Genomic DNA, 13,203 nt, shown 5'->3' with positions numbered 1-13,203 from the left:
CCCCGCCGCCAGCGCTGCCAAAATCTGGGCTGCACGGGCAGGGGATTCCGTGGTAAAAGCCGCGACCGCCACATCAACAGGCAGTTCGGCCAGCCGGTCGCCCATGTACAGGGGTACCGGATTGAACACCGTACGAATGCCCGCACCGCCGGGGACCGAGCAGGTCACGGTGAAATCCCGGCCTTTGCGGTCCCGTAAGGTACCGCCGCCGGAACATTGCGCGCAGCTGTGCACGTTGCGCAGCGGGCAGGCACGGGTCAGCATCAGGGGAATATGCCCGTAGCAGAGGGCTGCGGAGGGCAGGGGCTTGCCGTCCCGCATGGGGGCCACTGCCTGCATGGCGTTGACGGCGGTTTCGGGGTGGAGCAGCATGCCCTCCAGGCCCAGTTCGGCGTAGCGGGCCGCAGATATCGGGTTGGTGATGTTCAGGCCCAGGCCGCCGTACAGCGGCCAGTCTTTGGCAAGCAGCAGATGGGCGGCGTTGTTGGCAACGGCGCCGGCAAAACCATCATTCCGCAAAGCGTTCAGCCGTTCGGCGGTTTGGGCTTCCAGTTTGCCGAACATGACCCGCGGCAGTTCCAGCAGCGTTTTTTCGCGCCAGTCGGCGGGAATTTTTTCGGCCTCGGCAATGGGAAAGACCAGCCACTGCAGCTTTTCCGCAAAGGCGGCCGGGCATTGTTCCACGGTGGAAAAACGCGCGGCCAATGCGGGCACGGTCCCCACACTGTGGGCGGCAAAACGCGGCGGCAGATAGGGCTGTACGGCATGGGGTGTTACAGAAGAACGCTTTTCCAGCAGCGTTTCCAACGCTTCCCGGCGCAGCTCGTTCCATACGCTGCCCGGCAGGAACCCGGGCGTACCGGAAAGCTCGACTTTTTCACAAAGAAAGGGGGTGCCGCCGGTCTTACCCAGGGCCCGCTCAATGGCCGGTTTCTGGTCCTTCTGGGCGGGCTGGGGGATTTCCTCACTGTATACCACGGCTTTGTGGCCTTCGTGGTCGGTCACGGCCAGTTTGACACCTTCCTCTTCGCAGGTGACGGCAAACTGTACGGGGATGCGCTGCAGTTCCCGGCGGAAGAGTTCCCGTGCCTTGGGGGTGGCAGCCCGGGTGGCGGCGGCGTCCGCCTCGGTGCGCACACCGAACATAGAACCGTCGTTGCGCCCGGTCAGATACCCGTCGGTGAAGCCGGAACGGGAGAATATATCCCGCACCAGTGCTTCGTCATAAGGGCGGCCTTCCCGTACGGCGCGGCAGGCCGCCACGCTGGCGGCGGCGTATTCCGGGGTGCGCAGGCGGCCTTCGATCTTTACGCTGGCCACACCGGCCTCCATCAGTTCCCGCAGATGGGGGATGTGATCCATGTCTTTCAGACTCAAATGGCAGGCCTGGCCGGGTTTGCCGGGCGCCAGCCCGGCAGAAGCGTCGAAAGGCAGGCGGCAAGGTCCCGCGCAGGCGCCGCGATTGCCGCTGCGTCCGCCCAGGAAAGCACTCATCATGCACTGACCGCTGACACTCATGCACAAGGCCCCGTGTACGAACACTTCGCACTCAATGGGGCTTTCGGCGCATACGGACCGGATCTCTTCCAGGGAAAGTTCCCGGGCCAAAATCACCCGGTCGTACCCCAGGGCCGCCAGCTCTTTGGCACCGGCGGCGGTGTGTACACTCATCTGGGTGGAACCGTGCAGGTGCAGCGTGGGGGCAATCTGTTTGACCAGCTGCGCCGTGGCCAGGTCGTCCGCAATGACAGCATCGGCGCCTGCCTGGGCTACGGCGCGTACGGCGTCGGCCAGCCCGTCCAACTCCCGGGCATAGACCAATGTGTTCAGTGTAACATGCACCCGTACCCCACGGGCATGGCAGAAGGCCACAGCCTCCTGCAGTTCTTCGGGAGTGAAATTGCCCGCGGTGCGCCGGGCATTGAATCCGGTAAGCCCCAGATAAACAGCATCAGCGCCGCTGAACACAGCGGCGCCAAGCATTTCGCGGTTGCCCGCGGGGGCCAGAATCTCCAGCGGGCGGCTCACGGCATCTCCTGACTGTTCTGGGAGCGGCGCAGACGGCGCTCCAACTCATCGATGCGGCGCTTCAGGGCCGCGTTTTCCCGGCGTACTTCCTCGGCGGCCATCTTGGCACTGGCGGCGTCCTCCAGATAATCCTTGATCTGGCGGCGCATATTATCGGCACTGCCGCTGGCTTTTTCCAGCTCGTCGCGGTAGTTCAGGGCGGTCATTACGGCTGCGGTGGTGATGGAAACAGAGTTGGAGGAAGCCATCAGCTCGTTCATGTCCAGGTTCAGCCGGTCGGCCAGGTTCTGCATATAGTCTTCACTCTCGCTGGTGTTGACCACATAGCTGGACCCGCAGATGTTCAGACGCACTTTTGAGGTAGCCATTCCCATAAAAAATTGTGCTCCTTCCTGCTTTATGTTCAAATTTAACCCCGCACGGCAGGGCTGGGGAGAAAAATCTTACCGATATTATAATACAAAACAAAGGTGAGCAAAAGACCTTTTTGTGGAAAAGTGTAAAAAACCTGATAAACAGGCAAAATTCCCTTGCGCAATCCCTTAAATTTGGCTATAATCAATAATATGGCAATTTCAGGTGCCGTTAAACTTTATAAAAAATCAGTGATCCCAAAACAAATAAGGTAAGGAGAGAACGATTTTGAAATACACCAAGCGTGAGTTTGAGAAGATGCTCAAAGATACTCTGATGAGCGAATGCAATGTCACTCTGGACACTGCTTCCGCCGATCAGATCTACCGCTGCCTGGCTTCCATCACCCGCCAGATCATGTCCGACCGTCAGAAGCGCTTCCAGTCCAAAGTGCTGGGCGAGGGCAAGAAGCAGGTGTATTACCTCTGCATGGAATTCCTGATGGGCCGCAGCCTGCGCACCAGCCTGTTCAACCTGGGCCTGAACGAAGTCGCCGAGAGCGTGCTGGCCGATGCTGACATCAAGATCGATACCATTTACGACCGGGAGCCCGACGCAGGTCTGGGCAACGGCGGTCTGGGCCGTCTGGCAGCCTGCTACCTGGACGGTATGGCCACCGACTGCATCCCCGGCACCGGTTACTCCATCCTGTATGAGTATGGCATCTTCAAGCAGAAGATCGTGGACGGCTGGCAGCAGGAAACTGCCGACAACTGGCTGCCCGGCGGCCAGGTGTGGATCAAGTCCCACCCCGACCAGGCGCAGGAAATCCGTTTTGACGGCCAGGCCATCGAGACCTGGGAGGGCGGCTTCCATCACGTCAAGTACGAGAACTACAACTCCGTCATCGCCGTGCCCAACGATATGTACGTGGCCGGTTACGGCAGCCAGGGTGTTTCCAAGCTGCGTCTGTGGCAGGCCAAGGCGCCCAGCTTCGATATGAGCAGCTTCAACGCCGGCAACTACAACACCGCCATCAGCCAGTCTGCTTCTGCCGAGCTGATCTCCAAGATCCTCTACCCCAACGATAACCATACCGAGGGCAAGATCCTGCGTCTGCGTCAGCAGTACTTCTTCTCGGCTGCTTCCATTGCCGACATCCTGCAGAACCACCTGAACCAGTACGGCACCCTGGATAACCTGCCCGACAAGGTGGCCATCCAGCTGAACGATACCCATCCCACTGTGGCCATCCCCGAAATGATGCGCATCCTGCTGGATGAGTGCAGCTACGAATGGGATGCCGCTTTCGACATCTGCCGCAGAGTCTTTGCGTACACCAACCACACCGTCATGAGCGAAGCTCTGGAAAAGTGGAACGCCGATATCTTCCGCAGCACGCTGCCCCGTATCTGGCAGATCGTCTGCGAGATGGACCGCCGCTGCCGCATTGAACTGGAGAAGGCCTTCCCCGGTGACTACGGCAAGATCAATTATATGGCCATCCTGGGCGATAACCAGGTCCGCACCGCCAACATCTGTGCCTATGTCTGCCATGCCATCAACGGCGTGTCCAAGCTGCACAGCGAGATCATCAAGGACAGCGTTTTCCACGACTACTATCTGTTCAAGCCCAAGGCGTTCAAGAACGTCACCAACGGCATTGCTTACCGCCGCTGGCTGCTGGCGTCCAATCCGGGCCTGACCAACCTGCTGGAAGAAACCATCGGCGACGGTTTCAAGACCGATGCCTCCGAGCTGAAAAAGCTGGAGAAGTTCGCCAATGATTCTGCTGTGCTGGAGAAGCTGGGCAAGGTCAAGCACGAGAATAAGATCCTCTTTGCCAACTACCTGCAGAAGTCCACGGGCCAGGTCATCGATCCCAACTCCATCTTTGACTGCCAGGTCAAGCGCATGCATGAGTACAAGCGTCAGCACCTGAACGCCCTGAACATTGCGGCAGAGTACCTCTATCTGAAGAACAACCCCAACGCCGAGTTCACGCCCAAGACCTACATCTTCGGCGCCAAGGCGGCTCCTGGCTACTATATGGCCAAGCAGATGATCCGCATGATCTGCAAGCTGGGCAAGATGATCGACGAAGATCCCGCGGTTCGCGGCAAGCTGCGCATCGTCTACCTGGAGGATTACTGCGTCACCCTGTCTGAACGTCTGATGCCCGCTTCCGAAGTGTCCGAGCAGATCTCTCTGGCCGGCACCGAGGCTTCCGGCACCGGCAACATGAAGTTCATGCTCAACGGCGCCATCACCCTGGGCACCCTGGACGGCGCCAACGTGGAGATCGCCGATGCGGCCGGTCATGACAACGAGATCATCTTCGGTATGCTCACGCCCGAAGTCAACGCGCTCAAGGGTATGGGTTACCATCCGTCCGCCTTCATTTCCGGCGACAACACCGCTATGGCGGTTCTGGATATGCTGGAGAAGGGCTGGAATGGCGAGAACTTCAGCGAAGTGACCAACAACCTGCGCAACTCTGACCCGTATATGGTCATGGCGGACTTCAAGGATTATCGCCGTGCCCAGCAGACTGTCCAGCAGCTGTACCAGGACAAGAAGAAGTGGAACCAGATGAGCCTGATGAACATTGCCAATGCAGGCATCTTCAGCGCCGACCGTTCCATCATGGACTACGCGCGCGACATCTGGGGCGCCACGCCGGTCAAATAATTTCCCTGTGTAATTTTGCTGCCGCGGCCGTCTGACCGCGGCAGTTTTTATTCTGAACAGGGGGCTTTGTATGCCGCACACATTTTACAACAGCTTTGATTCTGCCTGCAAAACGCCTTTTGGAGCGGTGCGCGCCGGGCAGGAAGTGACTTTTCATTTGACCGTTCCGGAACACCTGGGCTATGTGGACCCTCACCTGGTTCTGACCAAAGACCGGGAGGACCCCGTCCACTACCGCATGAATTTTGATGGCCAGACACCCCAGGTGAACCATTTTACCTTTACCATTGCACCCACCACGCCGGGACTGTACTTTTACTACTTTGACCTGTACACCGATTTCCGCAAAATTTACCGCGGCACCAGCGGGGAAGGCGTACTCAGCTGGACGGGCGGTGCCAGCTGGCAGCTGACCGTCTACGAACCGGATTTCCAGACGCCCGCGTGGTTCCGCAACGGTACCATGTACCAGATTTTCCCCGACCGTTTCTGCGAGGGTGTGCCCAACAAGCCTATGCCCTTTGCGGATCGCATTTATCGGGCAGACAAGACAGGGGAGCCTTATTTCTGGCCCACTGAGCAGGATGACGGCTACCTGAATATGGATTACTACGGCGGCGATTTTGCGGGTATCCAGCAAAAACTGCCCTACCTGCGGGATCTGGGTGTCACCTGCATTTACCTCAACCCCATCTTTGAGGCGCACGCCAACCATCGTTACAATACGGCCAACTACCTGAAAACGGACCCGCTGCTGGGCACCAACGAGGATTTCGCCGCCCTGTGCGCCGCTGCCAAGCAGGAGGGGATCCGCATCATTCTGGATGGTGTGTTCAGCCATACAGGTTCCGATTCGGTGTACTTCAACCGCGAGGGCCGCTATGGCCCCGGCGGCGCTTACCGTGACCGCCATTCTCCCTACCGCAGCTGGTATGATTTCGATTCCGGCTATCCCAGCGGTTATCGCTGCTGGTGGGGCTTTGAAACGCTGCCCGAAGTGCAGGAAGATTCGCCTTCCTATGAAGAATTCGTCTGCGGCAAGGGCGGCGTCATCGATACCTGGCTGGGGTTGGGAGCCTCCGGCTTCCGGCTGGATGTGGCCGACGAACTGCCGGATGAATTTATTGAAAAGATTCGTCAGGCCGTGAAATCTCATGGTGAGGACAAACTGCTGATCGGCGAAGTGTGGGAGGATGCCACCACCAAGGAAGCGTTTGGCCAGCGCCGCACCTACCTGCGGGGTAAAGGGCTGGATGCAGTTATGAACTATCCTTTCCGCAACGCCGTACTGGACTTTATCCGTGGCGCCGATGTGGCGGCGGTGAGTGAGCAGATCCTGAGCATCTGTGAGAATTACCCGCCCCCGGCGCTGAACTGCCTGATGAATTTCCTATCCACCCATGATACGGAGCGGGCACTCACCGCCATTGCGGGGGAACCGGCCAACGGTCGTGATCGTTATTGGCAAAGCGGACGCCGGATAGCGCCGTATAAGGTGGAAGAAGGGCTGCACAAATTGCTGCTGGGTTACGCCATGATTTTTACGCTGCCCGGCGTACCCTGTGTGTATTATGGTGATGAAATCGGTATGCAGGGATACCGTGACCCCTTTAACCGTGCGTTCTTCGACTGGAACTCTACCGAAGAACGGTTGCGGGGCCCCATGCGTAACCTGTCCCGGCTGCGCAAAACCTGCGACGCTTTTGACGGCGGCACCATGGAAATTCTGCGCGCTGAGGGAGATGTGCTCCATTACCGGCGGGTGGGCAAGACCCAGACGGCCGAGATCATCCTCAACCGCGGCCCGCATCTGCTGGCCGAAACGGCTTTTGGTAAATCCACGGAGGTCAACCCCGGTGGATTTACCGTTCTGGTGGAGGATAACGCGCCGGAACATGTGGGGTATTTTTCCATCTACTGAGTTTTTTGTCAATCAAAAGCTGCCTGCTTCGTACAGGCAGCTTTTTTCTTTGCGGCAGGCGGAAACAACGGTTGTTTTGCCCGAAAGTACGGGATTTGCCGAAAGCAACAAGCGGTCCACATCCGGTTGTGGGTTTTGTACAAAAATCGACGCGAATGTCCATAATTTTACAACTGGAAATCTTGACAGTGCCTCTTTAAAATGTTAAAGTGTTCACAAAGATATCCGCTTGCACGGGAGGAGGTTTTGTTCTATGTCACCTGATACGTTGTTTTGGCTCGTTGCAGTGATTGTCTTTGTTATTTTGGAAGCTTCCACCACGGCGCTGGTTTCCATCTGGTTTGCCGTAGGTGCTGCCGCCGCACTGATTGCCAGCTTTTTCACTCAATCCCTGTCTGTGGAAGCTGCTGTTTTTGCCGTTGTTTCGGCGGTGGCGCTGCTTGTTATGGTACCTACCTTGGCAAAACGCCGTAAAGAACGCAAGGCTCCGGTTACCAACGGCTCTCCGCTGACCATTGGCAAACAGGGCGTCGTTCTGGCCGATATCAACCCCGGTTATCTGGGGCGTGTGCGGGTAGATGGTCTGGATTGGCAGGCCCGTGCCGAGGCACCCATGCCCCAGGGAACACCCTGCCGCGTTACGGATGTGGATGGCGCTGTTTTAATTGTATGTCCGGTGACTGTGGAAACAGCTACCGCTTGATTGCTGCAAAAGAAAAAAGGAGGTCCCTGTTATGCCGCTTCTGATTTTTGCGATTCTTCTGGTCGTGATCCTGATCATTTTGGTCCGCTGCATTGTGATCGTGCCGCAGTCCAACGCCTATGTAACCGAATGGTTGGGTGTCTACAAAGATACCTGGGGTGCCGGTCTGCATATCCGCACGCCCTTTGTGGAACGGGTTGCCCGCAAGGTTTCCCTCAAGGAGGAAGCTGCCGATTTCCCGCCCCAGCCGGTGATCACCCGCGATAACGTAACCATGATGATCGACACGGTGGTGTTCTTCCAGGTTTTTGATGCCAAGTTGTACGCCTACGGTGTCAACCGCCCCATTCAGGCCATTGAGAACCTGTCCGCCACGACGCTGCGTGACATCATCGGTTCCATGACGCTGGACGAAACCCTGACCAGCCGGGATGCCATCAACACCCGCATTACCGCCAGCCTGGACGAATCCACCGACCGCTGGGGCATCAAGGTCAACCGTGTGGAATTGAAAAACATCGAACCGCCGCTGGAAATTCGCCAGGCGATGGAAAAGCAGATGAAGGCTGACCGCGAGAAGCGTGCCTCCATCCTGCTGGCCGAAGGCGAAAAGCAGGCCGCCATCACCCGTGCCGAAGGTGAAAAGGAATCGGCCATTCTGCGTGCCGAAGCTGTGAAACAGCAGCGTATCCGTGAAGCCGAAGGTGAAGCCGAGGCACTGCTCACCGTGCAGAAAGCCCAGGCAGATGCGATCCGCATGATCAACGAAGCCAATCCCAACCACAACTTCCTGGCTCTGCGCAGCATGGAAGCCATGGAGAAAGTGGCCGACGGCAAGGCTACCAAGCTGATTGTGCCCAGCGATATGCAGAACCTGGCCGCTACGGTGGCCGCGATTCAGGAAATTTCCGGCGGAACTGCCAAGTAAAAACCATCCAGTCTGAAAAGCAAGAGGGACGACCGTAAAGGTCGTCCCTCTTTTTGTGTGCTTATTTATTTCAGGAATGTACCCAGGCCTGTGCCAGGGCAGCGGCTACGGCGGGAATATCCTCTTCTTTCAGGGCGGAGTATCCGGCAACGACGGTATCCGGGCGGCAAAGTTCCGGCCGCGCCAGGTAGTATTCGTGCAATCCACGCAGGCGTACCCCTTCTTGCGCCGCAGCCTCCACCATGGCGGATTCTCCTCCCGCACCGGGTAAGGTCAAAAGAAAATGAAGTCCGCTGTGTACACTGCCCAGGGTGACGCCGGGGAGTTCCCGCCGCAACGCAGCGGCAAAAGATTCCATCCGGCGCTTGTATACAAGGCGCATCCGGGCCAGGTGGCGGGTAAAATAACCGCCGGCCATAAAAGCGGCCAGGGTCTGCTGTTCAAAGCGTCCCACGGTGTTGGCATACACCGCAAAATCCCGTCGGTAACGGGTCAGCAGGCTGCGGGGCAGTACCATGCAGGCAATACGGATGCCGGGGGCCAGACTTTTGGAGAAGGTAGTCAGGTAGACAACCGGTCCGTCGGGGCCGGCCATGCCCTGCAAACTGGGCAGTGGGCGGGTGTCAAAGCGGAATTCCGAGTCGTAGTCATCCTCCAGAATATAGCGCCCGGGCCGTGCGGCTGCCCAGGCCAGAATTTGCGCACGCCGCGGCGCCGGCATGGTTACGCCGGTAGGAAAGTGGTGGCTGGGCGTCAAATAGCAGAGATTGGCGCCGCTTTCTTCCAATGCCTGCGCAGACAGCCCGTCCTGATCGATATCCACAAGGGTGCAGCGGATGCCGTTGTTCTGCAGTACGGCGCGGGTCCGGGAATAGCCGGGGTTTTCTACCGCTGCGATTCCGTCGGCAAACAGATGGGCCAGGCACCCCAGCAGATATTCAATGCCGGCACCCACTACAATTTGCTGCGGTGTGCATTCCACACCACGGTAGGCAGAAAGATACCGGGCAATTTCCACGCGCAGGGCTTCGTCACCCTGCATTTCACCTCGCTGCAAAAGTTCCGGGTGTTGGTACAGCAGTTCTTTCTGGATGCGTCCCCAGCTGCGGGCGGGGAACAGGTCGGTGTCCACGCTGCCGGTGGAAAGGTCGTACCGCAATGCGGGAGAAGGTGGCTCTGGCACTGCAGGCTCCTGGCTGCGCGGACGTGCCGTGCGGTTGTGGAGCATGCCGTAGGTTTTTTGCACGTAAAAACCGCTGCGTGCCCGGGCTTCTGCAAGGCCTTCTGCGGCCAGCATCTGGTAAGCGGTGTCTACGGTGTTTACGCTGACGCCCTGCTGTGCTGCCATGGTGCGGCGCCCCGGCAAAGCGGTGCCGGGAGCCCGCTGACCGCTGCGGATCTCGTCCGCCAGTGCGGCATACAGCTGTTCATATAAAGGCGTTTTTTCTTCGGGATTCAACTCGATCATGGATAGTCCTCCCAACTGGCACCATAAAAAAATCAAAAACTGGGCATTTATCTGGAGCCAGAACAAGCTATAATAGGAGCATACCCTGCAGGAGAAAATTTGTCAACCGCGGAATGCAACTACGCGGAAAGTGAGATAAAGGGGTGTGTATACAGAATTATGGATACAGCAATGATGTGGTTGCTGCTGTTTGGAGCGGTAGCATTGGCGCTGCTGATTGCGGCGCTTACCCGGACGAAATTCACGGTACAGAAAATCAGCATGATCGGTGTTATGGCCGCCTTGAGTTTTGTGGCCTATGAGTTTTTCCGTATTCCTTTTGCGGGTGGTTCCTCGTTCCATCTGGGGAATACCTTTACGGCTTTGACCGCCATGCTTCTCGACGGTGTGTCGGGCGGTCTGGCGGGGGCCATTGGTCTGGCGCTGGCCGATGTGATCGCCGGGGACCCGGGCTATGCCTTTACTACCTTCATTTTGAAGTTTATCATTGGCCTGGTCTGCGGCGCAACCGCCCATAAGCTGCTCCATGCGCGGAAGGGGAAGCCGGAGCGCAGTTTCCGGTATGTGGCGCTGGTGACCGTCAGTGCTTTCAGCGGCTTGCTGGTGAATGTGTTCACCGACCCGCTGGTGGGGTATTTCCGGGACCGGTACATTTTCGGGCAGCCGGTGGAGGTGGCTACCATTTTTGTAAAGGTGGCCGGGGGTGTGACCCTGGTAAACTCCCTGCTGTCAACGGTCTGCGCGGTGGCGTTGTATCTGGCGCTGGAACCTGCGCTGCGCAAAGCACATCTTCTGGTAAGTGAATGATTCGGTTTGCATCCCTCTGCTTCGGCAGGGGGATGTTTTTTGTGCGCCAAAATATGTAAAAATTGAGAAAAGGCTGGCGCTGGCCCGAAAAATAGTGTACAATAAACACTGTATGTATAGAAATATACCGTAAAGGCAATCTTTGCGCGAAAGGATACGCGATGGCAGGCAAAACAAAAAAGAAAGCAGAGAAAACACCGCTGGATATACGGAGCAAAATGTACATTGTTATGGGGCTGTGCAGTCTGATGCTGCTGGTTTCTGTGGTGATTTCCTTTTTGCTCGTGGGTGGTTTTGGCGCGCTGAGCAGTGAGAGCGACTCCGATTCCGCGTCGGAGAGCGAGTCCCTGGTTACCGAAAGCGGGTACGACAAGGACCAGAACGCCATTGACCAGACCCAGTACACTTCCACCATTCTGGAAGAAAGTGAAGATGCCGGGCAGGACTACGTGGACGAAACCCTGTTCCTGGGCGACAGCAATACGGCACGCATGTACCGTATGTTCGATTATTGTACCTACGACAACGCCATCGGGTCGGTGGGCATGAGTGCCCGCTCCCTGGCCACGTATGCCTGTGTGCAGCTGCAGGGATATTCCAACTATGTCACCATGGCCAAGGCGGTATCGCTGATGCAGCCCCGGCGGGTGATTCTGACCTTTGGCACCAACGATCTGAGCCCCAGCTATTCTGCAGAAAGTTTTGTCGAAAACTATGAGGAAGGCATCAAGACCATTGTGGAAGCCTACCCCAGTGTGGATATCATTGTCAACTCGATCCCGCCGCTGGGACAAAAACATTCCAACCAGAACCTGACCCAGACCCAGGTGGACGAGTACAACAAAGCGCTGGTGGAAATGTGCAAGGAAAACGACTGGAAGTTCCTGAACAGCGCCGAGGTACTCAAAGATGCCAGCACCGGGTATGCCAAGAGCGGCTATGTGGAATCCAGCGACGGCATCCACCTGGCCAAGGCAGCCATGGAAGAACTGTTTGAGTACGTGCGTACCCACAGCTATATTACGGAGGATGACCGTCCCACCGTCAAAAATGTGGCCAAACATATTGGTGATAAGGATGTTTCTGCTTCCACTGCTTCCAACGTTACCAACACGTCTTCGGCCAGTTCCACAACGTCTCAGTCGCAGCCGGAATCTACCAGCCAGGAAGTGGTGACCACACCGGCTCCTACCGAAGCTCCGGTAGTTACGCCAGCCCCCACCGAACCGCCCGTAGAACAGGCAACTCCGGAACCTACAGCGGAGCCTACGCCGGAGCCGACCCAGGCACCTACACCGGAGCCCACGCCGGTTCCCACGCCAGCACCTACGCCAGAGCCTACGCAGGCGCCCACTCCGGTTCCCACCGAGGCCCCGCCGCCGGAGTCTACCGATACATCCTCCTCCAGTACTGCCACAGATGGTGGCAACACAGTGGTAACGCCGCCTGCAGACACTGCTACATCTACGGAGTCGGAATCCGCCTCCTGACCAATCCATACAAAAAACTCCGCAGCATTCCCTTGGGAATCTGCGGAGTTTTTTGGTATGATCTCAGGTTTCATTGGCGGCGCGCAACTGGGCCAGTGTGATGTGATCCACATACTGGTTGATCAGGTCATTCAGTCCGCACCAGAATCCCAGCGTCTGGCACTGGTCGCGGCGGGGGCATTCCACATTGGCACCCAGGCAGGGGATAGCGGTCAGTTCCCCTTCTACCGCACGAAGGATCTCTCCTGCGGTAATCTCGGTGTCCGGGCGGGCCAGGCGGTAGCCGCCTTGTGCCCCGCGCACACTGATCACCAACCCTGCTTTGGTCAGCGGCGTGATGATCTGTTCCAGGTATTTCAGGCTGATCTGCTGGGTATCGCTGATTTCTTTCAAGGGAACCAGCGTGTCGCCATGGTGGGCCAGTTCAGCCATCAGGCGCAGCGCATAGCGGTCTCGGGTCGAAAATTTCATCCGGGTACCTCTTTCTGTTTGATTGGATTACTATTACCATACCATACTTGTAGGAAATTGGCAACCCCTTTGTTGATTTTTGGCCCCTTTTGTATAAAATTCTGAAATTTGCGCTATTTTATGCAAAAAGTGTTGACAGAAACCGTAAACAAGACTATACTTATACCCAGAGAAGCCGTTTACCGGCTTGCCAGATTCCAAGGGAAAGGAGAACACCGGCCTATGAACCGCAGCAGCCGCTTTGGTATGATGATGTGCATGTGCAGTTTGCTTCGGCGGCCTGTGCCTGCTTTCTCATGCGTGAATTTCGGCGCGTAAAGAAAGAAACACAGCGGGGTGTCG

General features: G+C 57.3%; 10 protein-coding genes. 6 read left to right on the top strand and 4 right to left on the bottom strand.

From position 1 onward, the window contains the following. Both H6B10_RS07260 and H6B10_RS07255 read right to left on the bottom strand, forming a co-directional pair. On the bottom strand, positions 1-2,028 hold a 2,028-nt coding region (locus tag H6B10_RS07260; protein WP_204650983.1), incomplete at its 3' end, for a DUF3656 domain-containing U32 family peptidase. Beyond that, positions 2,025-2,402 (bottom strand): cell division protein ZapA, encoded by a 378-nt coding sequence (locus tag H6B10_RS07255; protein ID WP_204650982.1) that lies wholly within the window; start codon positions 2,400-2,402, stop codon positions 2,025-2,027. The genes H6B10_RS07260 and H6B10_RS07255, both read right to left, overlap by 4 nt. Before the next feature lie 298 nt (positions 2,403-2,700). Between H6B10_RS07255 and H6B10_RS07250 the strand changes: the two genes are divergently transcribed. The 4 genes from H6B10_RS07250 to H6B10_RS07235 all read left to right on the top strand — a co-directional run bounded on the left by H6B10_RS07250 (position 2,701) and on the right by H6B10_RS07235 (position 8,625). Continuing rightward, complete coding sequence (locus H6B10_RS07250) at positions 2,701-5,073, top strand: glycogen/starch/alpha-glucan phosphorylase (RefSeq protein ID WP_243427301.1); 2,373 nt, start codon at positions 2,701-2,703, stop codon at positions 5,071-5,073. Between the two features lie 70 nt (positions 5,074-5,143). Beyond that, a complete protein-coding gene (locus H6B10_RS07245; protein WP_204650981.1) occupies positions 5,144-6,994 on the top strand; it encodes a glycoside hydrolase family 13 protein in 1,851 nt (616 codons plus the stop codon). Positions 6,995-7,247: 253 nt separating this feature from the next. Then, complete coding sequence (locus H6B10_RS07240) at positions 7,248-7,697, top strand: NfeD family protein (RefSeq protein WP_204650980.1); 450 nt, start codon at positions 7,248-7,250, stop codon at positions 7,695-7,697. Between the two features lie 31 nt (positions 7,698-7,728). After that, on the top strand, positions 7,729-8,625 hold the full coding sequence (locus tag H6B10_RS07235; RefSeq protein WP_204650979.1) for an SPFH domain-containing protein: 897 nt from the start codon (positions 7,729-7,731) through the stop codon (positions 8,623-8,625). 70 nt (positions 8,626-8,695) lie between these two features. On the opposite strand, the gene H6B10_RS07230 is transcribed toward H6B10_RS07235, so the two are convergent. After that, a complete protein-coding gene (locus H6B10_RS07230; RefSeq protein WP_204650978.1) occupies positions 8,696-10,093 on the bottom strand; it encodes a PLP-dependent aminotransferase family protein in 1,398 nt (465 codons plus the stop codon). Positions 10,094-10,252: 159 nt separating this feature from the next. Here H6B10_RS07230 and H6B10_RS07225 point away from each other — a divergent pair, with 159 nt between their 5' ends. Continuing rightward, positions 10,253-10,900 (top strand): ECF transporter S component, encoded by a 648-nt coding sequence (locus H6B10_RS07225; protein WP_204650977.1) that lies wholly within the window; start codon positions 10,253-10,255, stop codon positions 10,898-10,900. 161 nt (positions 10,901-11,061) lie between these two features. Further along, on the top strand, positions 11,062-12,390 hold the full coding sequence (locus tag H6B10_RS07220; protein ID WP_204650976.1) for an SGNH/GDSL hydrolase family protein: 1,329 nt from the start codon (positions 11,062-11,064) through the stop codon (positions 12,388-12,390). A 63-nt stretch (positions 12,391-12,453) separates the two neighbouring features. Here the strand turns inward: H6B10_RS07220 and H6B10_RS07215 are convergent, their stop codons facing one another. Continuing rightward, a complete protein-coding gene (locus tag H6B10_RS07215) occupies positions 12,454-12,861 on the bottom strand; it encodes an RrF2 family transcriptional regulator (RefSeq protein ID WP_204650975.1) in 408 nt (135 codons plus the stop codon). Positions 12,862-13,203: the final 342 nt, after the last annotated feature.

The sequence above is a fragment of the Gemmiger formicilis genome, from assembly GCF_016901605.1.
GTDB lineage: Bacteria > Bacillota > Clostridia > Oscillospirales > Ruminococcaceae > Gemmiger > Gemmiger formicilis_B.
The sequence above is the reverse complement of the archived record's forward strand: the minus strand, read 5'-3'. Positions and strand labels throughout refer to the sequence as shown.